Origin of the sequence: Mediterraneibacter hominis, from assembly GCF_014287475.1 — a bacterium.
Taxonomy (GTDB): Bacteria; Bacillota; Clostridia; order Lachnospirales; family Lachnospiraceae; genus Mediterraneibacter; species Mediterraneibacter hominis.
Window position 1 is genome coordinate 65,129 of the sequence record NZ_JACOPF010000005.1, and the last position, 23,160, is coordinate 88,288.

General features: G+C 39.7%; 19 protein-coding genes and 1 pseudogene. 17 read left to right on the forward strand and 3 right to left on the reverse strand.

The features are described from left to right. The first annotated feature begins 892 nt into the window (after positions 1-892). The 10 genes and pseudogenes from H8S37_RS16175 to H8S37_RS17795 form a co-directional block, all read left to right on the forward strand. Positions 893-1,909 (forward strand): LacI family DNA-binding transcriptional regulator, encoded by a 1,017-nt coding sequence (locus H8S37_RS16175; RefSeq protein WP_186877100.1) that lies wholly within the window; start codon positions 893-895, stop codon positions 1,907-1,909. Positions 1,910-2,076: 167 nt separating this feature from the next. Beyond that, entirely contained in the window at positions 2,077-3,144 is a 1,068-nt protein-coding gene (locus H8S37_RS16180) for an ABC transporter substrate-binding protein (protein WP_186877101.1), read from the forward strand. A 78-nt stretch (positions 3,145-3,222) separates the two neighbouring features. Then, the gene (locus H8S37_RS16185; protein WP_243207234.1) at positions 3,223-4,002 is read left to right on the forward strand and encodes an ABC transporter permease; all 780 of its coding nucleotides are present in this window, start codon (positions 3,223-3,225) and stop codon (positions 4,000-4,002) included. After that, positions 4,002-4,784, forward strand: a complete 783-nt coding sequence (locus tag H8S37_RS16190) for an ABC transporter permease (protein ID WP_186877103.1) — start codon at positions 4,002-4,004, stop codon at positions 4,782-4,784. Before H8S37_RS16185 ends, H8S37_RS16190 begins: the two co-directional genes overlap by 1 nt. Before the next feature lie 4 nt (positions 4,785-4,788). Beyond that, entirely contained in the window at positions 4,789-5,553 is a 765-nt protein-coding gene (locus H8S37_RS16195; RefSeq protein WP_186877104.1) for an ABC transporter ATP-binding protein, read from the forward strand. A gap of 12 nt (positions 5,554-5,565) precedes the next feature. After that, on the forward strand, positions 5,566-6,321 hold the full coding sequence (locus H8S37_RS16200) for an ABC transporter ATP-binding protein (protein ID WP_186877105.1): 756 nt from the start codon (positions 5,566-5,568) through the stop codon (positions 6,319-6,321). Between the two features lie 10 nt (positions 6,322-6,331). After that, positions 6,332-7,921 (forward strand): sulfatase family protein, encoded by a 1,590-nt coding sequence (locus tag H8S37_RS16205; protein WP_186877106.1) that lies wholly within the window; start codon positions 6,332-6,334, stop codon positions 7,919-7,921. Further along, positions 7,918-8,628, forward strand: a complete 711-nt coding sequence (alsE, locus tag H8S37_RS16210; RefSeq protein ID WP_186877107.1) for a D-allulose 6-phosphate 3-epimerase — start codon at positions 7,918-7,920, stop codon at positions 8,626-8,628. Before H8S37_RS16205 ends, alsE begins: the two co-directional genes overlap by 4 nt. Continuing rightward, complete coding sequence (gene alsK, locus H8S37_RS16215) at positions 8,600-9,502, forward strand: allose kinase (protein ID WP_186877108.1); 903 nt, start codon at positions 8,600-8,602, stop codon at positions 9,500-9,502. The genes alsE and alsK overlap by 29 nt, the downstream gene beginning before the upstream one ends. 492 nt (positions 9,503-9,994) lie before the next feature. Beyond that, positions 9,995-10,238, forward strand: a pseudogene (locus H8S37_RS17795) (IS982 family transposase); the annotation flags it as partial. Between the two features lie 59 nt (positions 10,239-10,297). On the opposite strand, the gene H8S37_RS16220 reads toward H8S37_RS17795, so the two are convergent. From H8S37_RS16220 to H8S37_RS16230, 3 genes are all read right to left on the reverse strand, one after another. After that, on the reverse strand, positions 10,298-11,635 hold the full coding sequence (locus tag H8S37_RS16220) for an alpha-amylase family glycosyl hydrolase (protein WP_186877109.1): 1,338 nt from the start codon (positions 11,633-11,635) through the stop codon (positions 10,298-10,300). A 132-nt stretch (positions 11,636-11,767) separates the two neighbouring features. Then, positions 11,768-12,238, reverse strand: a complete 471-nt coding sequence (locus H8S37_RS16225; protein WP_186877110.1) for a RidA family protein — start codon at positions 12,236-12,238, stop codon at positions 11,768-11,770. 76 nt (positions 12,239-12,314) lie between these two features. Beyond that, positions 12,315-13,460, reverse strand: coding sequence for a D-TA family PLP-dependent enzyme (locus H8S37_RS16230; protein ID WP_186877111.1), 1,146 nt, complete (start codon positions 13,458-13,460; stop codon positions 12,315-12,317). 289 nt (positions 13,461-13,749) lie between these two features. On the opposite strand from H8S37_RS16230, the gene H8S37_RS16235 reads away from it, so the two are divergent. The 7 genes from H8S37_RS16235 (at position 13,750) to dgoD (ending at position 23,160) form a co-directional block, all read left to right on the forward strand. Further along, a complete protein-coding gene (locus H8S37_RS16235) occupies positions 13,750-15,252 on the forward strand; it encodes a sodium:solute symporter family protein (protein ID WP_186877112.1) in 1,503 nt (500 codons plus the stop codon). Between the two features lie 30 nt (positions 15,253-15,282). After that, positions 15,283-15,924 (forward strand): helix-turn-helix transcriptional regulator, encoded by a 642-nt coding sequence (locus tag H8S37_RS16240; RefSeq protein ID WP_186877113.1) that lies wholly within the window; start codon positions 15,283-15,285, stop codon positions 15,922-15,924. 6 nt (positions 15,925-15,930) lie between these two features. After that, positions 15,931-17,562 carry an N-acyl-D-amino-acid deacylase family protein gene (locus tag H8S37_RS16245; protein WP_186877114.1) on the forward strand — a complete coding sequence of 544 codons (1,632 nt, stop codon included), beginning with the start codon at positions 15,931-15,933 and terminating at the stop codon, positions 17,560-17,562. A gap of 19 nt (positions 17,563-17,581) precedes the next feature. After that, on the forward strand, positions 17,582-18,370 hold the full coding sequence (locus H8S37_RS16250; RefSeq protein WP_186877115.1) for an HpcH/HpaI aldolase family protein: 789 nt from the start codon (positions 17,582-17,584) through the stop codon (positions 18,368-18,370). A 170-nt stretch (positions 18,371-18,540) separates the two neighbouring features. Beyond that, on the forward strand, positions 18,541-19,380 hold the full coding sequence (locus H8S37_RS16255; RefSeq protein WP_186877116.1) for an HpcH/HpaI aldolase family protein: 840 nt from the start codon (positions 18,541-18,543) through the stop codon (positions 19,378-19,380). Positions 19,381-19,595: 215 nt separating this feature from the next. After that, positions 19,596-21,989: a GH36-type glycosyl hydrolase domain-containing protein gene (locus tag H8S37_RS16260; protein ID WP_186877117.1), complete on the forward strand. Its 2,394-nt coding sequence runs from the start codon at positions 19,596-19,598 to the stop codon at positions 21,987-21,989. Positions 21,990-22,011: 22 nt separating this feature from the next. Further along, positions 22,012-23,160, forward strand: a complete 1,149-nt coding sequence (gene dgoD / locus H8S37_RS16265; RefSeq protein ID WP_186877118.1) for a galactonate dehydratase — start codon at positions 22,012-22,014, stop codon at positions 23,158-23,160.

Below are 23,160 nucleotides of genomic sequence, written 5' to 3' on the forward strand. Positions count from 1 at the left end.
TCAAGGAGCGGGACAATGAAATCCACCGCTTGAAGGAAGAAAATGTGTTGTTGGAGGAAGCCGGCACTTTTGCAATGCTAACTGTTGGAGTCTGAAAAAACCAGCGAATGTTCTTTCTGTTTTTCAAAGTAGAGGACGTACATGAAAGTACTAGGATTTGGAAGGTGTTATAAAAGAAATTGTTAGTGAGGATGAATGTAACGATATGAATGGATGGAGTCGGATGTACCAGACGCGGCTGTTAAAGTACTAGAGAGGGGGGATATTTCCAATGAGTGAACTATAAACCGGGGTATGGTCTGAAGTGGTCTGATAATGAAAACGAGTATGAAAGTGGAACCACGGTTTATATTTTGAAGAACGCTCTGAACGCTTAACCTACTTTGAACTCACAGAAGTTGATTTTTGAAAAGATATCTTTTTTAATAATTTCTTTCCAGAGCTTTTCATTCTGAAGCACAAGACCTTTTGTCAGAATTATATTGTTGCTGTCTGGTACTTATAATAAGATCAAAAGCTCATCCAGAATTGCAGAATAAATAAAACAAAGTATTCTGGATTAGTATATTATATCTATCAATAATTGGCAATATTACAGAAGAAGCAAGAAAGAAATACATGAGAGCGCAAGTGGAAGAACCAAGATAAGAAGGTTCAAAAAGTATCACTTCATAAGCGAACCAGCGATAATGTTTGCTGTACCCATCCCTTTGGATTAGTACATAACAGGTGCTTATTGAGGATAGAACAAATCACTGCTTGAATAAAATGATGTTTTGCACAAAAATAAAGTGTTTGTGAGAAATAATATGTAAAAAATGTTGACAAAACAGGAGAAGATGTATATACTAAAAAATGAGTAAACCTTTACTCAAAGCATAGGAGAGAATGTATGAATGGAAAGAAGATATCAGTAAAAGATATTGCGGAAATGTGCAATGTATCCGTAGCAACTGTATCAAGGGTTATAAACCAAAATGGACGTTTTTCTCAGGAGACAGAAGAAAAAGTAAAAAAGGTAATTGAAAAATATAATTTTAAGCCAAATCAATTAGCCAAAGGTCTTAGAGAAAATAAGACAAAAGCTGTAGGTATTATGGTACCAGATATTGGTAATGAATATTTTGCAAAAATCATACTGTCACTTCAGACTTTTTTGTTTTCAAAGGGATATTCTTTAGTGATATATAATACAAATGAGTCTGCAGAAATAGAAAAGCAATGTGTATCTTACCTTGTTGCACAAAATGTTAGCGGAATCATTATTGTGAATAGCAAAACATCTGTTTTTAAGCAATTGAATAAAGATATTCCGACTATATATATTGATGAATATGATAGATATACAGATGTAGGAAATGTAGCATGGCTTTCTTCAGATCATTTTCAGGGAGGATATCTTGCAGCTCAGGAGTTGATAGACTGCAAATGTAGAGATTTAGTAGTAATTACGGCATTAAAAGAGTCTACGGTTACAAAAATACGTACAAATGGATTCGTTGCGGCTTGTGAAGAAAGAGGAATTAGTTTACAGAAGGAGCGAATTTTTAGTCCAAGTAAGGTTGATTTTAACGAAGGTAAAACCATTGTAAAAAGGATTATTGGGAGTGGAATGCATTTCGATGGTATTTTTTGTCAAACAGATTGGCTGGCAGCAGGGGCACTTGAAGCTTTACTGGACAAGGGAATACAGGTACCGGATCAAGTTAGTTTGGTAGGATTTGATGGTATTTCTATTTCGCAGTTTGGAAGAATGCCGATAACAACAATAGTTCAGGATACAGCGCTCATAGGCAAGAAAGCAGCAAAATTGGTACTAAGAATGATAGAAGAACAGAAGAAAACCAAAAAACAGCATATTTTGGTACCGATCAATCTTGTTAGACGGAAAACTACGAGAAAAAAGTAGTTTAGTTTTATCTATAAACTTAAAAAGGGGATTATCAAAGAGTAATCGTTTACCCTTTGACAAATCTAAATAAATATGGAAAGAGGGGAGGAGATAAAGGGGAATAATAGAAACAAGATAAATTTCTAGTAAAATGTAGAAAATTAAACAAATTCAGGAGGAAGAATATGAAAAAAATTGCGGCATTATTGACAGTATGTATTTTAATCATTGGGTTATCAGCTTGTGGAAGCAATGGGAACACGAATTCTTTATCAAAGGAGACAGAATCAAAAGGAGAAATGCCTCTGGTCAGAGTAGCGGTTTTGGATCAACAAACAGGATTGGCTGCATGGTATGCTCATGAAATGGGGTGGGACAAAGAGAAAGGCTTTGAAATGGAACTGCAGACATATTCTTCTGGAGCACCAGCAAACGAAGCATTAGGTGCAGGAATATGGGATGTGGGATTTGTTGGCGCAGCAGCAGTAAATTCTATTAAAGCGTATGGCGCGTATCAGATAGGCGAGTATTTTACATCGGCTGGAGACATTAATCTCATTGTAAGAGAAGGCAGCGAAATTATGGAGAACAAAGGTGTGAATGAAGAGTATCCGGAAATCTATGGTGACGCAGATTCAGTGAAAGGATCCAAAATTATTTTGCCGGTTGGGAGTGGACATCATATTTGTGTAAGTCAATGGTTAAAAGCTTTAGGCCTGGAGGATACAGATGTTCAAATTGTAAATATGGAGTTTGCACAGGGATATCAGGCATTTATTTCTGGTGAGGGGGATATTTTTGCATGTTCGTATCCATATACGGATTTATTACTTGAAGATGGGTACCAAAAGGCGTGTACAATGACAGACATTAAGACACCGTATTACGATAATATTGTTGTGTCAAAGGATTTTTATAGTGAAGAAAATAGAGAAATTCTGGTATCTATAATAGAAATTATCCTTAAAGCAGGCAACCATTTTGCAGAGGATGAAGATGATTATGTCGCACAGTGTACGGAATATCTTTCTTTGAATGGAAAAGATACATCAGACGCTGAAGCTATGAGGGCATCTACCTTGAAAAGCGTTTTCCTGACTTCGGAAGAAGCAAAGACACATGAAGTTGGTAGCTCTCTTCGTGTGATTGCAGAATTTCAAGTTGAGCAGGGGTCTATTACAAAGGATGATTATAAAGTTGTAGAAGAACATATTGTACAAGATATTATGGACAGTGCATTAGAGAAATTTTAAAAAATACGATCTGACAGGTAAATATTTATAACAATTACCTGTCGGATCACGCAGGTGAAATATATGGAGGATAGTAAATTGAAGAAACGGCAGAAGATTAAAGAAAAGATATTTTCGCTCTTGTCGATAGCAGGGTTCCTTGCGTGTTGGTGGTTGATTACAGATGTGTTCCAACTGGCGAATACATCGTTATTTCCATCTCCTGTTACAGTTTTTGAAACTTTTGTAGACAAATTAACAAATGCAAATCCGGATGGTAATATTCTTGGAGTCCATATTCTTAATAGTTTACTCGTTGTAGGTATAGGCTACTTTGCTGGTACGTTGCTTGGAATACCGTTTGGTATTGCATTAGGCTGGTATAAAAAATTTGAAATGACAGTACGACCTCTGTTCGATATTATTCGAACGATTCCACCGATTGCCTGGATCCCTATTTTTATTTTATGGCTGGGGATTGGATTGATTGCAAAATCCGCGATTGTATTTTTAACAGTATTTATAGCAGCTGCATTGAATGCGTATACGGGTATAACCAGCATAAATCCTGTACACATGTGGGCGGGACAAACCATGGGAGCCTCTAACTGGCAGCTTTTGTGGAAAATAGGAATTCCAACGGCAGTTCCAATGATTTGTACAGGATTGAAAATAGGATTTAATACGGCCTGGACTTCATTAGTCGGAGCAGAACTTCTTGGGGCAACTGAAGGACTTGGATATATGATCCAAATGGCGAGAGTATACTGCCGTGCTGATCTGGTGATAGTGGGTATGTTGACCATTGGAGTGATAGGGCTTGTTTTATCGATAATTCTTGATTATTTGGAGATTATTTTGACGAAAGGACGTTACTGATGAAAAAAAGAAAGACAAATATTCAATGGGAGCGTTTGATTTACGGAGGAGCAGCAATTTTACTTTTTTTAGTTATTTGGCAAATATTAGTAAAGCCGGGGAGCGCTAAATTTGCCACACCTTTAGAAGTGGGGGAATTTATTCTCCAACATATTACAACAAAGGTGGGACCATGTACGATATGGGGGCATGCTGGATGGAGTTTGTCCAGGGTGGGAGTCGGTTACATTTTAGCAGCAGCGGCAGGAATAGTCCTGGCACTTTTAATGTCTCAGTCAAAAGTCTGCAATATTATATTACATCCTTTGTTTGATTTATTACGTCCTATCCCACCGATAGCTTGGGTGCCGCTGGCAATCTTATGGTTTGGAATTTTTGAAAAAGCGAAGTATTTTATTATCTTTATTGGAGCATTCGTTCCGTTTGTTATGAACACATATACAGGGGCAGTGCGAGTGGATAAAAAGTTAATAGATGCGGCTCTTATGTTGGGAACACCACCGCGAACGATATTTTTTAGAGTAGTATTTCCAGCCATTGTACCACAAATATTTGCAGGAGCACAGGTGGCTCTGACAAACGCATGGATGACTGTGATTGGAGCTGAAATGGCAAGGGCAACAGAAGGAGTAGGCTGGATGATATTAAAGGGAATGGAAAATGCAGACATGGCACAAATTGTATCAGGTATGGCAGTAATTGGAGTAACAGGCTTTCTTATTGCCGCATTGATGCGGTGGCTTGAAAAACATCTTATTAAGTGGAATGTAAGAGAAAGGTGATTAAATGGGTGAGACTGTAATTAAATGCGATCATATTTCGAAAAAATTTGAATCTTTAAAAGCCAAAAATAATTTTATAGAAGTTTTAAATGATGTATCATTTGATGTTCGGGCTGGAGAATTTACAGTATTGCTTGGTCCGGGGCAGTGTGGGAAAACTACATTATTAAATATTATAGCAGGGCATGAATTGCCAAGCGGAGGCAGAGTTCTGGAAAGAGACAATGAAATTAAAGATCCGGCTCCTTCTAGAGGAATGGTATATCAGGATATACGTTTGTTTCCATGGCTGACAGTTATGGGAAATGTTAGTTATGGACCTAAGGTGCAAGGTATTGATAAGAAAGATTATTTGCCTCGTGCACAGAAATTTATTGATTTAGTAGGACTAACAGGGTTTGAAGACACTTATCCTATTAAATTGTCAGGAGGAATGAAGCAGAGAGTGGGCATTGCACGAGCCTATTGTAATCAACCGGATATTATCCTTATGGACGAACCGTTTGGCGCACTTGATGCACAGACAAGATATATGATGCAAGAAGAACTAAGTAAGATTTGGCAAAAAGAAAAAAATACAGTATTGTTTGTTACAAATAACATAGAAGAGGCTGTCTATTTGGCTGATAGAATTATTGTATTTAGTCGCTGTCCGGCTAAAATCAAGAAAGAATACCAAATAAATATTCCAAGACCTAGAAAACTGACATCTGTAGAATTTCTGGAACTCCGAAAGGAGATAACGGCTCAAATTGAGGATGATATGTGAGGAGGGGTAACCGTGTGTGAACAAATAAAGGTTCAAGTGAAAAATTTGACAAAGAGTTATGGAGAACTTCTTGTATTAGACAATGTATCATTTGAAGTGAAAAAAGGAGAATTCCTTTGTATTGTAGGACCGACGGGATGTGGGAAAACAACGTTTTTGAATAGTTTAACTAAATTACATGATATTGATTCGGGAGAAATTTTGTTAGATTCGGTACCTGTGAATTTGAAAAAGCAAAGTATTGCATATATTTTTCAAGAAAATTCTGTTCTTTCGTGGCGGACAGTGGCAGAAAATGTGGCATTAGGGTTAGAATTTAAAAAGAAAGAATTAGCTTTGACTAAAAATGAAATAAAGAAAAAAGTAAGAGATGCTTTGAGTATTGTCGGCTTATTAAAATTTGAGAATTACTATCCGAATCAATTATCTGCCAGTATGCTTCAAAGGGTCGTGATTGCCCGTGCGTTTGTAATTGCACCAGAGTTGTTATTAATGGATGAGCCTTATGGTCAGTTGGATATTAATCTTAGATTTCGTCTTGAAGATGAAGTTGTAAAAATATGCAAACAATTTAATACAACAGTTATTTTTATTACTCACAATTTGGAAGAAGCAGTTTACGTAGGGGACAGAATATTGATTTTAACTAATAAACCGTCAAAAATTAAAGAGGAATTAGAGAATCCGCTGCCGCGTCCAAGAGACGTTACTTCATCGGAATTTATTAAATTACGAGAGTATGTGACTGATCAAATACGGTGGTGGTAGGAGGAGAAAAATGAACAAGAAAAATATTTTATTAATTATGACAGATCAGCACCGTAATGATTTTGTTGGCTATATGCCAAACTCTCGTATGGACACGCCTAACATAGATAGAATTGCAAATGAAGGAACTGGATTTATGCATTGTCAGTCACCAAATCCTATCTGTACTCCGGCACGGACAGCGCTGATAACAGGACGGTACCCAAGACAGATAGGTACATTGACGATGTCAGGAGATCTATTTCCACAGATACCTACATTTATGCAGGCATTACAAAAGGCTGGATATGAGACTTATGGCATAGGGAAATTTCATTTTCAGCAGACATGGAAATGGGGAACGCAGGTTCATACAGGAATTAATATTAAAGAACATGAAGAAAATAATAAATGTTATGGATACGATCATACATGGGAAGTGGCAGGAAAATCGCTGCTTTTAAATAATTATTGTAATTATGCGGATTTTTTGAACAAAGAAGGTTTACTTCAAAAGATGGAACAATATGTAATTAATAGTGGAACGAATAGTGATTATCCTTCTCATAATTTTGATCAAGGAATTCCAAGTCCTTTGGAAGAAAAGTATTATATTGATAAAGTAATAGGGGAAAAATCAAGGGAATACATTGATAATCACGATTTGAATAATCCCTTTTATATGGCGGTTTCGTTTTGCAGTCCACATAGGCCCTATGATGCACCGCAAAGATATGTGGATATGTTTCCTCTGGAAGATAAAGATTATTATGCTTTACAGGAAGGCGAGAATTTGACAGATGAAGAACGTCATAATATTAATGTCCAAATCCGGCAGTATAAGGCTATGATTACGTTGATTGACGAAGAGGTAGGAAAGATTCTGCAACTCTTAGAGGATAAAGAGATCCTTGAAGATACACTTATTATCTTCACAAGCGACCATGGAGATATGCAGGGAGATCATTATAGACTGCAGAAAGCATTTCCTTGGAAACAATGCGCTACTGTACCTCTTGCAATACGTATGCCGGGATTCCATTCTAAATCGTTAGTAAAAGCCCCTGTAGAATTAACAGATGTTGCTGCTACAATTTTGGATTATGCCGGTTTAGAACCAGAAGAAGCACTTTCAAAATCGTGGCCTGCGTACAATAATATTATTCCATGCAGATCGCTGTTGCCAATTGTGCGAGGAGAAGCAGAAAGTGTAAGAGCATATTCATTTACTGAAACAGAATACACAGAGGAGCAGGATTGGACGAGTTTAAAAGCTGTTAATGCCCGGGGTGGAGATATTCCTTTGCGCAAAGAGAGGGTAAACCCAGAACGTACAGAAAGATGGCAAATGCTTCAGACTAGGGAATATAAATACATAAAATATAATAAATATAAGACACCTGGAAAATACCATGAGGAACTGTACTATCTTGTGGATGATCCGGAAGAACTTAGAGATGTATCTAAAAATCCTCAACATCGTCACATGATTCATTATTTCCGTGAGCAGCTATTATATTTAATGGATAATGTTACTATTCCTGCACAAAAAATCTGGACTCCAGTGCAGACATGGCAGCCAGAAAATTTTCTTGAAGATAAACAGGGGGATCACTCATGAAAAAAGTGTTGTTTGCGCCATCTTTAATGTGTATGGATATGATGAATTTGTCCCGCGACCTGACTATATTAGATGAGTATATGGATTTATATCATATAGATATTATGGATGGTCATTTTTGCCCTAATATCGCATTATCTCCTACATTTTGTAATATGGTCAGAAAAAATGTACGCTTGCCAATGGATGTACACTTAATGTGTGAAGAGCCTAGGATGTCTATAGAGGCTTTGGAATTAGGAAAAAATGATTACATTTCAGTTCAGGCAGAAACTGTAGAAAAAAATGTTTTTAGAATTTATGAATTGATTCATAAAAAAGGAAATAAATTTGGCGTTGTGCTTAGTCCGGCGGTGCCACTAACAGCTATTGAAAATTACAAGAAACGTATAGATTTGTTGACGATAATGACAATAGATACAGGATTTGCAGGGCAAAAGTTTATTCCTGAAATGTTAGAAAAGGTAAAAAATGCTATCCGAATACGAGAAGAAAGCAACTGTCACTATCTAATACAAATAGATGGAGCATGTAATAAAAATACATTCAAACAATTGTATGAAGCAGGAGCAGATATTTTGGTCGTTGGAAATTCGGGATTGTTTTCTTTGGATAAAGATTTGGGAACGGCAGCAAAAAAAATGAAAGAGCAATTTGAAATTTTAACAGGAGTAAAAAATGAGCACAGAAACAATTTTAGGAATTGATGTAGGGGGAACACATACACGAATAGGCTTAGTAAACAGTTCTTTTGAACTGCTGGATAGTACGATTGTGAATACACAATCATGGGCTACGCAAAAGGATAATTGTAATGCGCTAATTAAAGTTATACAAGATTATCTGAAAAAAGCGAAGTTGGATATTTGTATGATTTCAATCGGATTGCCGTCAACGATGAATCATACAAGAAGTATAGTGCTTTCAACCCCTAATATTGTCAGCATGGATAATATTCCGTTAGTTTCCAGATTCGAAGATGCATTGGGAATTCGAACTGTTGTTGAGCGAGATTCGAGTATGCTTTTAATGTATGATTTATATTCCAATCAAATTCCATTAAACGGAACAGCTATTGGTATTTATTTTGGAACAGGCATTGGGAATGCGATTATTGTAGACGGAAAATTATTGATTGGAAGAAATGGGGTAGCAGGAGAAATAGGACATATTCCCTGTTTAATATCAGAGAAAATTTGCTCATGTGGGAATCGAGGGTGCATGGAAACTTATATTAGTGGGAGAGTACTGGAAGAAATGTGTAGAAAAGAATTTCCACAGACTCATATTCAAGATTTATTTTTACAACATGGTAATGAAGAAGAGGTACAGTCTTATATAAAGCGGATGGCAATTCCGATTGCTACAGAAATTAATATTTTTGATCCGGACCGTATTATAATAGGAGGAGGAATTGTTGCAATGAGAGGTTTTCCTTATAAAATATTAGAGGAAAATATTTATGAACATGTAAGAAAACCTATGCCTGCACAGAACATAGAAATTATTTATTCAAAACCCTCACAATTCAATGGTATCATAGGAGCCGCAATATATGCTGAGAACAAACTGAAAGACTGATATTTCCAAAGGAAACTGTTCTCATCGGTTTAACTTCTTGAGTGCTTTGTAATCATCGTAGATGAAAATGTCTGGAAAGCTTCATTTTTATTAAGTTTTCCAGATTCTTAAACAAGAGAAAATGAAATTTTTCAGAAAAAGTTAAGCTATATTTGTTATGGGAGACTTCAAGTTTCCGTGAATTACAATGAAAAATGAATATATCTTCCTAAAATACCAGACTATCTGATTTTTTGGCTACATAGACAATATGATATCAAATACAGACAGAAATGAATGCCCTTTTTGGTTACCAACGGTCAAGAGGAAAATTTTGCAAATAAGTAAAACGATAGATATAGAACCAGTCTTTGAAGTAGACTAGAAAGATTGTTTTTATAAAATTCAGGCCCAAAAGAAGTGCAAGGTAAGTGCTGGAAGTAGTTAGAAAAGGATGGAATAATAGAGGGTGTGTCTGGAAAACCCTTACAAAGAAAATGTCAGATCAGGAGAGCCTTATGGCAATCAAATAATAAAACTGCTCGACCTAAATTAATACATCTATTAATTTTCGAAGAAACCGTATTTTCCCAATTAAGTGAGCAGTTAAATATAGAGGGAGTGCGGACGAAAAGCTTTCAAGGTCTGTTGTATCAGCTTTGCCAACAAAATATTGGAATATAACCTTTGTATGGCATTAAACAGTATTTTGTATGAAACCTATGAACTTGGAAAAATAAAACAGTTTATAATATAAGATTCAATAATCAGGACCTTTAGTTTAATCCTATAGGGATTTTAGGCTCTTACAGTTTTTCAATAAATATAGATTGAACTAGTACAACAGGTTGCTTTATAATATTTTATACTGTACGGTTCAAGGCAGCACTGTCCGTTCAGTGTTTCCTTTTCTCCTGTTATAAGCTCGAGGAAATCTCCGTATAGTCTATGGTCATATGCTGTATAAGGATTCTCGGACGCATTGACGGCGACGAGAATTTTTTCTTCTTCTGTTTGGCGTTCAAATATAAGCTGATGGTTTGTGATTACAAGGTTTTCGTAATCACCGCTGCAAAGCGCCGTACTATTTTTACGGATAGAGATAAGTGTTCGGATAAAATCGGTTAATTCGTTGGGCTTTGGCTCTTCAAAGCAAGGGCGCAGGGCATAATCATTATCAGGTGCTTTTTCTCCCGCCTCTCCCCATTCACTTCCATAGTAAATACAGGGGATACCGGGCATACCAAAAAGGATGCCGTATGCAAGGGGAAGATGATTTTTATTTGTTAAAATGCTGGCGATGCGGGTGACATCGTGATTGTCTGCAAAATTCATCAGATGCTTTCCGCGATAGAGGCACCATTGCTCTTTTCCATATTGGCGGTTTAGAGAATGTGCAATCTCGAATAGATTCATACTATTGAAGCTGGAATAAATTCCTTTGTAACATTCATAATTTGTACAGCTATGCAGCATTTCGTCATTTACGATAAGGTTATAGTCTCCGAAGAGAACCTCTCCGATCAGAGCAAAACCAGGTTTTGCTGCCTCACAGAAGCTGCGCAGACTGCGCATAAAATCATGATCCAGGCTGTAAGCTACATCCAGACGCAGCCCGTCAATATCGAATGTATCTATCCAGAATTTTACACAGTCTAAAAGATAATTCTTAACCTCCGGGTTCTGTAAATTCAGCTTTACCAGCTCGAAATGTCCCTCCCAGCCTTCGTACCAGAAACCGTCGTTATATCCGCTGTTGCCGTCGAAATTAATGTGAAACCAGTCTTTATAAGGGGAATCCCACTTTTTTTCCTGTACGTCTAAGAAAGCCCAAAAGCCCCTGCCCACATGGTTAAAAACACCGTCCAGTATAATTTTTACATGGTGTTCATGCAACGCTTTACAAACCTCTTTAAAATCATCGTTCGTGCCAAGACGGCAATCTATTTGCTTAAAATCTCTTGTATCATAACCGTGATTATCAGATTCAAAAACTGGGTTTAAAATAATGGAACCAATTCCAAGGTGTTCAAGATATTCGCTCCATTCCCCAATTTTCCTGATACGAGGAATACAGACCCCGTCATTGTGTATCGGGGCGCCGCAAAAACCAATTGGATATATCTGATAGAAAGTCTCGTTATAAGCCCACATAATTCGTACCTGCCTTTTTATTTTATTATATCATGCTTTGGACTGCTGTGAAAAAAGAATAAAAAAAGCTCCCCCCCTGCTGCTTTGGCAGTAAAAACTGTCGGAAGCAACAGGGGGGCTTCAGCACATTTTTTAATCCTCTTTTAGTTCTACAAGTACTTCAATTTCACATGCAATTCCACCAGGCAGGGTATTGACGCCGATTGCTGTCCTTGCCGGACAGCCAACCTCTTCGCCGAAGAGATCCACCAGAAGGTTAGAGCCGCCGTTTACAACTTGCGGCTGTTTATCAAAGTCATCTGCACTGTTTACAAAGGCAAGAACCTTGACAAAACGTTTGATTTTATTTAGATCTCCGGTTTTTGCATCGAGATTTGCGAGAAGGTTCAGCATACAATTATAAGCAGCCTTCTGCCCTTCTTCCAGAGTCAAATTTTCTCCAACCCTTCCTACGACTGTATTGCCATTTCCTAAATCTGGGCCGCAGCCAGAGCAATACAATAAATTTGTGCCAAATTCCTGCACAGGTGTGTAGACGCCTCCCTTTGGCGGCGGAGCCGGCAGAGTGATTCCTTTTTCTTTTAATACATCATAAATGTTCATGTTTTATCTCTCCTTTTAAATGAATTTATATGTTTAGTGTATCGCTGCATCTATAATGAAATTATGTGCAGGCACACTAATAGGTTATTTTTCGGTTTCTGGCAGATACAGGCCAGTTGTCAACAATTTTGCCATTTTCTACTACAAGGACGGAAACGTAGAGGGCACTGGTCGGGCAGATATGCGTAGGAATAACGAAAAGCTCATCGCCTACCTTCGGACATGTATCCTCATATCCTGGTTTCATACGATAGGTCCAGTGTTCCTCACTCTGAAACAGTTCTTCGCAGTTTTCGACTCCCAGAAGCAAGCCGCGCGTACCGGCCGGATCAGCGGCGATTCCTTTGTAGCCACAGTCAATAGTGAAAATACCCTTGTCCGGACAGCTTATGACACGCGTGAGAATTGCTGCTGCGGGCACATATGGTAAATCCGGAAATTTTTGAGAGTAGCCATAGTCATAAATAAAAATGGTACCTGGGGAAAAATAAACTTCCGTATTCTCTTCTTTCCCTTCAGTAAGACAGAAATCTGCATGGCAGGGAAAAGAAGGAGACCCACCTATAATAACCAGAGAACAGGAGGGATGCTTTGTGCATATCGTATGCAACAGAGATTTTATCTCCAGATCTACGGTATCTGCCGCTTTTTTTCTTTCTTCATATGTATGCTCTGTCCGGTGACCGTCATAGCAATGGAGTCCTTTTAAAGTAATTCCTTTTATCTGGGAACAAAAATCACAGAATACAGCTAATTTAGAAAGCGGTACGCCGGTACGGTTCATTCCCATATTCACATCGACAAGTACATCTACGTTTTTAAGAGAAGAACTTGCCGCAGCATTTCCCAGATGCGCTAACATATCTAAGTTATCCCCGATCGCATAGAAATGTGTCTGTGGAAAACTTTCTGCTAATTTGATAAAACGGCAGATGTTTGGCCCGATAAGCGGATAGGAAACGATAATATGCGCTGCTTTATTGCCGGCTGCAACCTCTGCTTCCGCTATCGTTGCACATTTAAAACGAGTAATCCCCATATCCATTGACATGCGAATAACATCCGCCATTTTGTGGCTTTTGATGTGAGGCCAAAGATGTTCTGCGCCGCGGGCGGTTTCAATTGCTTTTTGCAGATTATCGCGGATAAGGCTGCGATAATAGATTAAAGCGGGAGTAATTACATCCTGGCTTCCCAAAAAGGTATAAGACGGTTCCTTCATAAACTGTGCCTCCTTACGTTTGATAATATAATACATAAAATATAAAGATTCAAGAGAATTGATAAATTGTTGAATTTCCTCTTTTTTATTTTTACACAAAATGTTGAAAGAGTCAAATGATAAATTTTAAAAACAAAAAAACTGTAAATTTAGACAAAAAAGCCTGCGAAATTTTGGGAAAAGTGCAGAAATTGGGGGGGGGGTGAAGAAATTATATTGACAAATTGTTGAAATGATAATAAGCTCATGTTAAACAATTTGTTGAATAAAGGATGAAGGAGGAAACAACATGGAAGGAAATTTTGGAACATTTTTCCTAATAGGATTTGCACTTTATGTAGTACTTATGATTGTAGTCGGATACATAAGCAGTAAAGGGAAGTCTTCAGGAAAAGGATACCTGACAGGAGGCGGGCAGCTCCCGTTTTTTCTGATTTTTGCTACAATGGGTGCGACATTGATCGGGACTGGTTCTTCTATCGGCGCTACTGCAAACGGATTTAAAATGGGATTTGGAGGCGCCGCATATGGATTGGGGGCAGCGCTTGGAGTTCTGACACTTGCCTGGATTGCAAAAAAGACAAAATTAAGAGAAAAGAATTTTGTAACTATGGCAGAAGAAGCACAATTCCATTATAATGGAAATAAGCTTGTAAAAAGTGTTATGAGTATCATGATGTATGTGATCGAGGTCGTATGGCTTGGAAATCATGTCAATGGCGGCGCTACTTATCTAAGTTATGTAACAGGGTTAGATCTGGTTACATCCAAAGCGATCGCTGTTTTGGCATTTGGCGTTTATGTTATCATCGGCGGGTATTTGGCCGTTGTGTGGACAGATTTGATTCAGCTTACAATTCTGGTGATTGGATTTATTGCGATTACAGCGGTATGTCTGCCGATGGCAGGAGGATGGAGTGGTATCACAGATACAATTACAGCAGCGGGAATGGAAGGAAACCTTTCCTTCTACGGCGTAGGCACAATGGGAGTGATGGCTCTGGTATCTTTAATCTGGTCTATTTTCATTCCATGCTGGGGAACACCTACTTACCGTATGAGAGTCTATACTGCAAAGAGCAATAAGACGGCGACAAACGCGTTAAAAACTTCTGGTCTGCTGCTGCTTGGCTTCTCATTGCTGCCGGCAATTATAGGTATGGCAGCGTTTACGATCGCAACCAATAATAATGCAGCCTCTGTTTTGGAGAATCCAGATTTTGCATTTACCTATATTGCGACGACGGCATTAGGTCCGGTACTCGGTCTTTTGTTTATGATTTCCGGTTTATCTGCGACAATGTCATCGGGAGATTCTGATGCAATTGCAGGTGTTACAATTGCAATTCAGGATATTTACCCGATTTTCACAGGAAAGAGTCTGCCGGAAGAAAAGGTCGGCAAATGGTCACGTATCATGACAGTTGTTACATTGCTGCTGGCTTTTTGTGCGACACTGTTTGCACAGGACGTTATCAGCTATATCAGCAACGTGATTGGTTCTATTATTCCAGGTGTGTCTATAGCGATGGTATTGGGTGCCCTCTGGAAACGTGCTACATGGCAGGGCGGACTTGCCAGCGTAGGTATTGGAACTCTGTTCGGAGTACTGTACTTGTTTGTGACTCCGTTCCAGGAATGGATCGTTGGTATCTTTACAGGTCCGGCGATTCCAGCTACAATTGTAGCGCTGGTTGCTGAAGTGGTTGTATCTCTGTGCACCAAGAAGGTTGAAATGTCAGAGGAAGAGCGTATGGCGCTTGTAGTAGAAAGCCGCGGCACAGCTCAGTAAAAATTGAATGTGTTGGAGGTCGGGCAGACGATGAGTTTTGTAAATGAGCATTTTAAGATGTTGTGTGAAATAGGAGAATGTATCGCTAAGCAATTTGGTGATGACTGCGAGGTTGTTTTGCATGATTTAACCAGATCTTATGATAATACGATTGTTGCAATCTGGAATGGACATGTAACCGGAAGAAACGTAGGAGATGGGGGAACAGACGCAGGATTGGCCATTTTGCGCGGGACTGCCCAGCCAAAGGATGAGTATTGTTATATAAATAGAACAAAGGAGGGGCGTATTTTACGCTCCTCCAGCAAATATTTTTTAGATGAACAGGGAAATGCAGTGGGGAGCCTTTGTATCAATTACGACATTACTGCTCTTGTAGCCGGACAGTCAGCAATGATGAAGCTGACAAGTCCAGACAGAGAAGAGAATACGAGGGAAGTATTCACAAGCAATATAGATGAATTGCTGGAGATCCTCATGAAGGAAGCAGTTGAGAGTACAGGACATACACTGGACACATTGGATAAAGAGGATAAAGTAGCGGTTGTCAGATACCTGGATAATAAAGGCGCTTTTTTAATAAAAAAATCTGCGGAGAGGGTTGCAGACTTTTTAGGTATTTCCCGTTTTACTGTTTATAATTATTTGAATGAAGCCCAGGAGGAGGCATAAAATAGTATGACGAAAATATTGATCACAAACGGTGTGATTTATGATGGATTGGGAAATGAACCTTTTGAAGGAAACATATATATAGAAGATGAACTGATTAAAAAAGTATTCAAAAAGGGAGAGGATACGCCGGAATTAAAAGAAATTGAAAAAGAGGCAGAAATTATAGATGCACAGGGGAAGACCGTTACTCCAGGTTTTATTGATATTCACAGGCATTGTGATATTCAGCCTTTTTATGGTACAGATTTTGGAAAAGTAATGCTGGCGCAGGGGATTACAACAACAGTAGCGGGAAACTGCGGTTTTTCTATGGTTCCGGTACCGGAAGAAGAGGAAAAGGCAGAAGAGATGTTCGCTTTTGCAGAGCCTGTTGTAGGCCCTGCATACAGAGGGATTCATACATATGGGGAATACATGGATGCGCTGGATAAAATAAAGCTTCCGCTGAATTTCGCGTCTATGATAGGATCAGGTACGGTGAAGATAGCGGTGAAGGGATTTGCCAATACACCGTTTACAGAAGAAGAGATGAAAAAGGCATCCGGTTATATTGAGGACGCGCTGGAAAAGGGAGCAGTCGGTGTATCGGCAGGAATCATGTATTTGCCGGAATGTTATAATTCTACAGATGATTACGCGAAAATGTTAGCGCCTATGGGAAAATATAAGACGCCGCTATGTACCCATATCAGAGGAGAAGGCGACAGTATGGTGGACAGCGTAAAAGAGGTAATAGAAATAGGGAAAAAGGTTGGCTGCCCTGTAGAGATCAGCCATTTTAAATCCTGTGGTATGGCAAATTGGAGGAAAGAAATCCACCGCGCTATCGCATTGATTGAAGAGGCACGCAACGAAGGACAGGATGTTACCTGTGATTTTTATCCTTATGAAGGAGGCTCCACTGCACTCACAACAATGGTTCCCCCTGCATTTGTAAATGGTGATATGAACCGTGCATTACAAAGAATGGGAACAAAAGAAGGAGTAGAAGAATTCTGCAAATCTTTGGAAGTAGACTACGACGATTGGGATAATTTTGCGATTACACTCGGATGGGACAGGATTTTAATATCTGGGGTAAACAAAGAGAGCAATCAAAAGTTCGTAGGGAAAATGGTGTCAGAAGCCGCAAAAGAATATGGTTTTGAGAGTGACGGAGCATTTGTGGCATGGCTGTTGCATGATGAAAATGGAAAAGTAGCGATCATCAACATGAGTATGTGCCAGGAGGATATTGACACAGTAGCAAAACTACCATATTCTACGGTAATTTCGGATTCTATTTATGCGGTGACAGACACACCCCACCCGCGTATGTACGGAGCGTTTCCTAAAATTATCAGGGAGTATGTAGAAGAACGGCACTTATTTACAATGGAAGAAGCCGTGCGGAAAATGACCAGCCTGCCGGCGTCACGTATGAGTATTGCACGCCGCGGACAGATAAAAGAAGGATATTTTGCGGATATTAATATTTTTGAACCTTCCAAACTAAAGGATCATGCGACCTTTGAGAAGCCGGTGCAGCTTGCAAGTGGAATAGAAAAATGCTTTGTCAACGGAAAGCTTGCTTGGGAAAATGGAAATATGTGTGATGACGCCTGCGGGAAAAACTTGCGCCGTACAGATGTCTAGAGCGTAGGAGGCGACGGCGATGAATGAAAGATTGATACAAACGTTTAAAGAAAAATTACAGGCAGGGAAACCAGTTTTCGGGCCCTTTATGAAAACCAGTGATCCCGGCTTTGTGGAAGCCGCCGGATATGCGGGAATGGATTTCGCGATTCTGGATATGGAGCATGGGCCTGTTAATATACAAGATATGCAGAATAATATCCGCGCGGCGCAGGTATCTGGAATATTGCCGGTGGTGCGGGCTGCGGCGGTGACAGAGGAAGCAATCGGGAAAGCGCTGGATATTGGTGCTGCTGCTGTAGAGATTCCGCAGATTTCAACGGCAGAAGAGGCGAAAGAGGCTGTGAAGCTGGCGAAATTTTCCCCATTAGGAGAAAGGGGCGTATGCCGTTTCGTAAGAGCAGCACACTATTCCTCTATGGAAAAAGAGATTTATTTCAAACAGGCAAACGAGACGATTGTGATTGCCCAGATTGAAGGGAAAGAAGCGGTAGAGAATCTGGAGGAGATACTGGCGGTCGAGGGGATAGATATTATTTTTATCGGCCCGTATGATCTATCCCAGAGCCTGGGAGTGCCCGGTCAGGTCAATCATCCCCGCGTAGTGGAAGAAATGAATCGGATTGTGGCAGCGGCAAAGAGCCGCGGCGTCGTCATAGGAACCTTTACGGACAGTGCGAGAATGATGGAAATGTGGATGAAGGCAGGGGTACAGTATATTTCTTACTCTGTGGACGTAGGGATATTCCACGACGCATGCAAAAGCCTGACGGAGAAATTTCATGTATTAGAGGGAAACATTAATTAGACAGTATAGACAGTATAAAGTGAAAGTAGAGAACGGATGTGTAAGAAGCTTTGGGATGGAGGAACTTGTCCAAATCAAAGATTCTTATACATCCGTTTTTGTGTGGTGTAAACAAGTTATAATATTTAACTTTTTCAGTAGAAAAACCAACTGTTTTGGAAAAACTAAGCATGCTAGAATTAGAGAAATCAAGAACTTTAGAGGATTGGGAGGCAACAGTGGTGAATGAAAAACTGATACAAATATTTAAAGAAAAATTACAGGCAGGGAAACCGGTTTTCGGGCCCTTTATGAAAACCAGCGATCCTGGTTTTGTAGAAGCTGCCGGATACGCGGGAATGGATTTTGCGATTCTGGACATGGAGCATGGGCCTGTCAACATACAGGATATGCAGAATAATATCCGCGCGGCGCAGGTATCTGGGATATTGCCGGTGGTGCGGGCTGCGGCGGTGACAGAGGAAGCAATCGGGAAAGCACTGGATATTGGTGCTGCTGCTGTGGAGATTCCGCAGATTTCAACGGCAGAAGAGGCAAAAGAGGCTGTGAGGCTGGCGAAATTTTCCCCATTAGGAGAAAGGGGTGTATGCCGTTTTGTAAGAGCAGCGCACTATTCGTCTATGGAAAAAGAACATTATTTTAAACAGGCAAACGAGACGATTGTAATTGCCCAGATTGAGGGGAAAGAAGCGGTAGAGAATCTGGAGGAGATACTGGCGGTCGAGGGGATAGATATTATTTTTATCGGCCCGTATGATCTTTCCCAGAGCCTGGGAGTACCCGGCCAGGTCAATCATCCCCGTGTAGTGGAAGAGATGAATCAGATTGTGACAGTGGCAAAGAGCCGCGGCGTTGTTGTTGGAACTTTCACAGACAGTGGGAGGATGATGGAAATGTGGATGAAAGCAGGGGTACAGTATATTTCCTATTCTGTAGATGTAGGGATTTTCCACGAGGCATGCAAAAGCCTGACGGAGAAATTTCATGTATTAGAGAGAAACCTTAACTGACAGTATAAAATGAAAATAGGAAGCGGATGTGTAAGAAACTTTGGATGGACAAGGCTGCCGGAATCAAAGATTTTTATATATCCGTTTTTTTGCATGGGTTAAAAGGTTATAATATTCAACTTTTTAAGTAGTAAAACCAACTATTTTGATGATACCACGGATGATAAAATTAGGCTAAAACGAAGTGTGAACTACAATAGAAAGGATGAAGTTTTATGAATGTAATATTCGATAAGGAGCGGTGTGAACTTGACAGTCCTGTTATGATGCCAAAGGCTTCTGGTTTTCTCTGGAACAGCAGTATGATGCTTCATGCGAACTGCCGGGGGTACGTAGTGTCACAGTTTATGCAGCCAGAACCGGCAAAGTATTCCCATGCGCCTAATATTGAGGAAAAGACTTTTATGCAGCCGGAAGTGCCTTATTATACGGAACATCCTGGACGTTTTGTATATGTAAAGGATGAAAACAGCAAAGAGATGTTTTCTGCTCCTTATGAACCAATGCGATGTTCTCCTGAAAAATATAAATTCAGTGTGAGAAGAGACAAAATTGTCTGGTACGCGGAAAATTACGGTATAGGCATTGAAATGCAGCTAAGCCTTCCTAGGGATGAAGCGTTAGAGCTTTGGAAGATAAAAGTGAAAAATAAAAGTAAAAAGAAAAGACAACTCAGCATATATCCCTATTTTACAGTAGGCTATATGTCATGGATGAATCAAGAAGGAATATATAATCCGGATTTGCAAGCTATTGTGTGCTCGTCAGTTACCCCATACCAAAAAAAAGAAGATTATGAGGCTATTAAAAATTACAAGGATAAGACATTTTTACTGACGGAAAAGGAACCGTATGCATGGGAGGCGGCGCAGGAAGAATTTGGAGGTGAGGGCAGTTTGTCTATGCCGGACGGAGTTGTGGCGGATAAACTGTCAAATGGAGAGGCGAGATATGAAACGCCAGTTTGTGTATTCCAATATAGAATGGATATGAATCCTTCGGAGGAAAAAGAATTCAGGTTCCTATTCGGACCGGCGAAAACGGAAGAAGAGATAGCATCAGTGCGAAAGAAGTATTTTGGGGTATCTGATTATAGAATGACAGATGCATTTGCCTTGGCTGAATCGGAATATGCCGCATATATAGCAGAGGGGCAGGGATGTATATCAGTAAAGACAGGAGATGAAATATTTGATAATTTTGTAAATACATGGCTGCCGCACCAGATTTATTATCATGGAATTACAAACAGAATGACGATGGATCCCCAGATCCGCAATTACTTACAGGATCATATGGGAATGTGTTACATAAAACCAGATAGGAGTAGGGATGCGTTTTTGTTTGCACTGAAACAGCAGTTTAAAAATGGGCGTATGCCAGATGGGATAAAACTTAAAGAGGATACTGTGTTGAAATATATCAATCAGATTCCCCATATGGATCACTGCGTTTGGCTGCCTCTTTGGTTGGAGGTTTATTTGAATGAAACGAATGATTATGACATTTTAAATGAGACGTTGCCTTTTGCAGATGATAAGGAAGCTATTTCTGTGTTCAAACATATTGACAGAGGAATGGCTTGGATGATTAAAAATACAGATTCCAGAGGGTTGTGCTTAATTGGGCAGGGGGATTGGTGCGATCCTATGAATATGGTCGGGTATAAAGGCAAAGGCGTATCGGCATGGCTGACAATGGCGGTTGCATATGCATGTACTGTGTGGGCTGAGATATGCGGAAAAATTGGATGGAGCGATAAAGCTTTAGAATATAAAAAGACAGTAAAAGAATTGAATGAAAATATTAATACATATTTTTGGGATGGTAAGTGGTATGCCCGGGGAATTACAGATGATAACCGTATTTTTGGGATAGAGAAAGACAGGGAAGGAAAAATCTATATTAATCCCCAGAGCTGGGCGCTGCTATGCGGGGCGCCAGATAAAGAACAAAAAGAATTGATGATAAAAATGGTAGAGGAATATCTGGAAACACCCTATGGGATAGAAAAACTTTCACCCGCATATACAGCTATGCAGGAGGACATTGGAAGATTGACCCAGAAATATCCGGGAACAGCAGAAAATGGTTCTGTATACAACCATGCGTCTGTATTCTATATTTACGCTTTATATATAAGTGGAGAAAAGGAAAATGCGTACCGTTTGCTCAGGAAAATGATACCAGATCCCCGAAGAAAAGATTTTATACAAAGGGGGCAACTACCGGTATTTATTCCGAATTATTTTCGTGGGGCATATAAGCAAATACCTAAGACGGCAGGGAGATCCAGCCAACTATTTAATACAGGAACTGTTGCCTGGCTGTATCGCTGTATCATAGAAGAGCTTTTGGGAATAAAAGGTATTAGGGATGGGGTGATAATAAGCCCTCAGCTTCCGTCGGAGTGGAAGAAGGCAGAGATTATACGAAGATTCCGGGGAGCAGAACTGGACATTCATGTAGAAAGAGAAGAAAAGGTAAACAAAATAGAAGTATTTGTAGACGGACAGTATGTGCCTGACGGGGTGATTCGAAATATTCGTTCTGGAACCTCCTATAAAGTGTCTATAAAGCTGCCCGTAACAGAAGAAAGAAATATTTAAATAGAAGGGGAGAAGAAAGAGAATGAAAATTACTGAAATGAAACTGTATCAGGTTCCTCCGCGATGGCTCTTTTTAAAAATAGAGACAGACGAAAATATTTGTGGCTGGGGTGAACCGATCGTTGAGGGACGCGCGTCTACTGTTCAGGCGGCAGTAGAAGAAATGAAAACGTATTTGATAGGCAAAAATCCTTTGAAGATAGAAGATCATTGGCAGGTAATGTACCGGGCAGGATTTTATAGGGGCGGACCGGTACTGATGAGTGCAATAGCGGGGATAGATCAGTGCTTGTGGGATATTAAAGGGAAATATTTAAATGTTCCAATTTATGAATTACTTGGAGGAAGCTGCCGGGACAAATTGCAAGTGTATTGTTGGATTGGAGGCGATCGCCCACAGGATGTTGTAAGCGCGGCAAAAGAGAAATACAGGCAAGGATATCGCGCGGTAAAAATGAATGCCACAGAAGAAATGCATTATATAGACAATTACAGAAAAATCGATGAAGTAATTGAAAGAGTAGGAGCACTCAGAGAAGCGCTGGGAAGTGAGATGGGGATAGCGGTAGATTTTCACGGACGTGTACATAAAAGTATGGCACGAACGCTGGCTAAGGAACTGGAGAACTTCCGACTGATGTTTATAGAAGAGCCTGTATTGCCTCAGAATAACGAGGCACTACGTGATATTGCCAATCATACTTCTACACCTATAGCAACAGGTGAAAGGATGTTTAGCAGATGGGACTTTAAAGATCTTTTAGAAGCAGGCTATGTGGATATTATTCAACCCGATCTTTCCCATGCAGGAGGAATCAGTGAGTGTAAAAAAATAGCTGCTATGGCGGAGGCGTATGATGTCAGTGTGGCACCACATTGTCCGTTGGGGCCGATAGCGCTGGCGTCATGTGTACAACTGGATGCATGTACACCGAATGTATCCATCCAGGAACAGAGCCTGGGGATTCATTATAATCAGTCTGGAGATTTGCTGGATTATCTTATAGATAAATCAGTGTTTACATATCATCAGGGATTTATTGACATACCCGAAACACCTGGGCTTGGCGTTCAAGTTAATGAAGAGTATGTAAAAGAAAGGGCATGTGAGGGGCATGACTGGAAAAATCCTGTCTGGCGAAATTATGACGGAACAGTAGCGGAATGGTAA

What these genes read in the sequence shown, in the direction of transcription:
- H8S37_RS16175 (WP_186877100.1), top strand. Translation starts at nt 893, where the DNA reads ATGAATGGAAAGAAGATATCAGTAAAAGATATTGCGGAAATGTGCAAT.
- H8S37_RS16180 (WP_186877101.1), top strand. Translation starts at nt 2,077, where the DNA reads ATGAAAAAAATTGCGGCATTATTGACAGTATGTATTTTAATCATTGGG.
- H8S37_RS16190 (WP_186877103.1), top strand. Translation starts at nt 4,002, where the DNA reads ATGAAAAAAAGAAAGACAAATATTCAATGGGAGCGTTTGATTTACGGA.
- H8S37_RS16195 (WP_186877104.1), top strand. Translation starts at nt 4,789, where the DNA reads ATGGGTGAGACTGTAATTAAATGCGATCATATTTCGAAAAAATTTGAA.
- H8S37_RS16205 (WP_186877106.1), top strand. Translation starts at nt 6,332, where the DNA reads ATGAACAAGAAAAATATTTTATTAATTATGACAGATCAGCACCGTAAT.
- alsE (WP_186877107.1), top strand. Translation starts at nt 7,918, where the DNA reads ATGAAAAAAGTGTTGTTTGCGCCATCTTTAATGTGTATGGATATGATG.
- alsK (WP_186877108.1), top strand. Translation starts at nt 8,600, where the DNA reads ATGAGCACAGAAACAATTTTAGGAATTGATGTAGGGGGAACACATACA.
- H8S37_RS16220 (WP_186877109.1), bottom strand. Translation starts at nt 11,635, where the DNA reads ATGTGGGCTTATAACGAGACTTTCTATCAGATATATCCAATTGGTTTT.
- H8S37_RS16225 (WP_186877110.1), bottom strand. Translation starts at nt 12,238, where the DNA reads ATGAACATTTATGATGTATTAAAAGAAAAAGGAATCACTCTGCCGGCT.
- H8S37_RS16230 (WP_186877111.1), bottom strand. Translation starts at nt 13,460, where the DNA reads ATGAAGGAACCGTCTTATACCTTTTTGGGAAGCCAGGATGTAATTACT.
- H8S37_RS16235 (WP_186877112.1), top strand. Translation starts at nt 13,750, where the DNA reads ATGGAAGGAAATTTTGGAACATTTTTCCTAATAGGATTTGCACTTTAT.
- H8S37_RS16240 (WP_186877113.1), top strand. Translation starts at nt 15,283, where the DNA reads ATGAGTTTTGTAAATGAGCATTTTAAGATGTTGTGTGAAATAGGAGAA.
- H8S37_RS16245 (WP_186877114.1), top strand. Translation starts at nt 15,931, where the DNA reads ATGACGAAAATATTGATCACAAACGGTGTGATTTATGATGGATTGGGA.
- H8S37_RS16250 (WP_186877115.1), top strand. Translation starts at nt 17,582, where the DNA reads ATGAATGAAAGATTGATACAAACGTTTAAAGAAAAATTACAGGCAGGG.
- H8S37_RS16255 (WP_186877116.1), top strand. Translation starts at nt 18,541, where the DNA reads ATGCTAGAATTAGAGAAATCAAGAACTTTAGAGGATTGGGAGGCAACA.
- H8S37_RS16260 (WP_186877117.1), top strand. Translation starts at nt 19,596, where the DNA reads ATGAATGTAATATTCGATAAGGAGCGGTGTGAACTTGACAGTCCTGTT.
- dgoD (WP_186877118.1), top strand. Translation starts at nt 22,012, where the DNA reads ATGAAAATTACTGAAATGAAACTGTATCAGGTTCCTCCGCGATGGCTC.